At 58.0% G+C, this 2,525-nt stretch carries 3 protein-coding genes; all 3 read right to left on the reverse strand.

The window, feature by feature from the left end; genetic code table 11:
• Positions 1–859, reverse strand: an 859-nt coding sequence (locus KKA81_16750; GenBank protein MBU2652576.1) for an NADH-quinone oxidoreductase subunit F, incomplete at its 3' end; no start/stop codon positions are given.
• Between the two features lie 36 nt (positions 860–895).
• Positions 896–1,744, reverse strand: coding sequence for an NAD(P)H-dependent oxidoreductase subunit E (locus tag KKA81_16755; protein ID MBU2652577.1), 849 nt, complete (start codon positions 1,742–1,744; stop codon positions 896–898).
• A gap of 49 nt (positions 1,745–1,793) precedes the next feature.
• On the reverse strand, positions 1,794–2,105 hold the full coding sequence (locus KKA81_16760; protein ID MBU2652578.1) for a hypothetical protein: 312 nt from the start codon (positions 2,103–2,105) through the stop codon (positions 1,794–1,796).
• Positions 2,106–2,525 lie beyond the last annotated feature (420 nt).

Genomic DNA, 2,525 nt, shown 5'->3' on the forward strand with positions numbered 1-2,525 from the left:
GGATGTTTTCGCCGAGCAATCCCATTTCGCGCGCCTGTCGCGTTGCGATCAGGCAATGCTTGATCGCGAGCGGATATTCACTTCGGACGTAGATGATTCCGCGCGTGGCGCCCATCGCAATACCGGCGATCGTCATTCCCTCAATTATGGAATGAGGATTGCCCTCCAATACGCCGCGATCCATATACGCACCCGGGTCGCCCTCGTCGGCGTTGCAGACGACATACTTTTGGGCGCCGGGCGCCGAGGCCCGCGCAAATTCCCACTTCTTGCCGGTGGGGAACCCCGCGCCGCCCCGTCCGCGGATACCGGAGGCCTGCACTTCCTTAATTATCCATTCGGGGTCGTTCTGCGCGAGGACCTTACCGAGCGCCCGATACCCGCCGTTGGCGATATAATCGAGAATTCGGATCGGATCGAGCGTCTGGTTACGGCCGATAATAGTCCGCGTCTGATTTTTGAAAAAGGGAATCTCATCGGCGGACTCATACATTTTTTCCGTCTGGGCGTCGCGATAGGCGAGATCCTTGTCGAGATAGCCGCCAAGGGCCGCGTCGATCAGTTTCGGCACATCTTCCCGCCGGAGGCGCGGGTAGAAGTGTCCGTAGGGTTCGACCACGACGTACGGATTCATTTCGCAAAAGCCGTGACACCCGGTGATGCGCAGCCTGAGTTTCTGCTGCAGAAACCGATCAAGCATATTCTTTTTGATCAGCCGGATGATGTCGTTGACGCCACTGGCCTGCGCGCCGGTGTCGGCCGAGACGACGATTGTCGGAATGTCATCTTCCGCCGCCCGTTCGTTCGCGACCCGGTTGCGAAATTCCGTTAGCTGGTCTACTGAGAGTAGTTTTTTCATATAGTCAGGTCTCCTCGTTTCCTTCCCGGGTCTCCCCTATTCGGTCGTTCCGCCGAAATCGAGTATGTGGCCCTTGCAGCCGCGCCGCGAGCAGAGCTGCACGACGCCGCCGCCTCGTACGATCATCGGCACCATCGGAGCGTTGCAATCGCCGCACAGGGCGCCGCCCATCATTTCGGCATGACAATGCGGGCAGAAGAATGTCACGATCGTATCGGGCGGAATCGCGTATTCCGAATGGACCGTATAGCTGCCCCAGAGCGATGAAATCGCCAGCCAGCCGTGGGTATTGCCGTAGGACATTGTCACCCGCACCGAGGGATGACCGTCAATCGGTCGCTTGGCGTCCATCAGGCTGTGATTACACCGGGAGCAACTCAGTTCGACCGGGAAGACCCGCTCGTCGGTGTCGACCTCGACAATATCCAGCCCGGCCTGCACTTTGGTGAGGATGTCTTTCACCAGCGATGCTTTCATATTCGAGAAATAGTGACCGTCGGCAACGAGCACCGGGCCGATTGCGCAGGCGCCGAGACAGTTGACGGCTTCGAGTGTGAACTCGCGGTCGGGGGTCGTCTCCCCCGCCTTGATACCCAGGACGCGTTCGACCTCTTTGGCCACCGCGGGGCCGCCGCGTACATGGCAGGCGGTTCCGAGGCAGACCGAGATCAGGTGTTTGCCGCGCGGCTCCAGGCTGAATGCCCGGTAGAAGGTGGCGACACCATAAATATCCACCAGCGAGCGACCGGTCTGTTCTGAGACCAGTTCCAACGCTTCGCGCGGCAGATACCCGTACTTGGCCTGCATGTCCTCCAGAATGGAAATGAGGCTGCCTCGATTTCCATTATGTTTTTCGACAATGCTCAGTACTGTGTCTTTGTCCATAACGTTTCCTTGCCGATTAGCCGTCATGCGACGGCGTTCGTGTATCGTCTCACTTATAATCTTCGCAGTGCCAGACTCCCGATTCCGGGCGCGGCAGCGTACAGTTTTCATATTGGGCACAATTGGCGCACAGGCCGATTGGACGCGGAGCGGTCAGCGCTCGGTCGATTTCGTTGGGTTTGTCCATTCCGATTTGAGCGGGGCAGGCGAAGTCGTTTTCGTCCGAACTGCCGGCGCGGCAGTTATCGAGTACTTCACAACAGAGCGGATCGGCGCCGCGTCGCGCCCGAAGGACGCTGCGGATCGTGTGCAGACAGGTTTCGCACAGACCGATGCGGTCGAGTTCGAGCCGTTTGGTCATCAGTGCGCCTCGCGTTCATACCGGGTCAGACACAAAAAAACCCGCGTGCGATAGCGCAAGACGCCACCGGGCGGGTGATAAGATGCGGGCTCGAATGCGGTGTTTTGGATCGATATGTCCATGCTGCTGCATTATATAGCAAAGAGTGCGCCAAACGCATTCTAAGTAGTAATCTTATAACGGCTTAGCCTTACGAGAGCGCATTCGGCGCGCCGTAAACCTCTGATGGGTAGGCAGTTCGATTGAGACAAGCGAGGTGGTTTCAGCGATTGTGCCGGTCTATGTTGTAGAGCGCCAATGGGTAAGAATAATCGGGGAGTTTTGCCCCGGCGGTACTTTATACCCCACCTGATATGCCTCGCGGGATCACACGCATGCTTTGTGATTGTCTGCCCGCTCGCGCTGCGGTATACTGCGAAA

It is taken from the genome of Bacteroidota bacterium (genome assembly GCA_018831055.1).
In the GTDB taxonomy this organism is placed as follows: Bacteria; Bacteroidota; Bacteroidia; order Bacteroidales; family B18-G4; genus M55B132.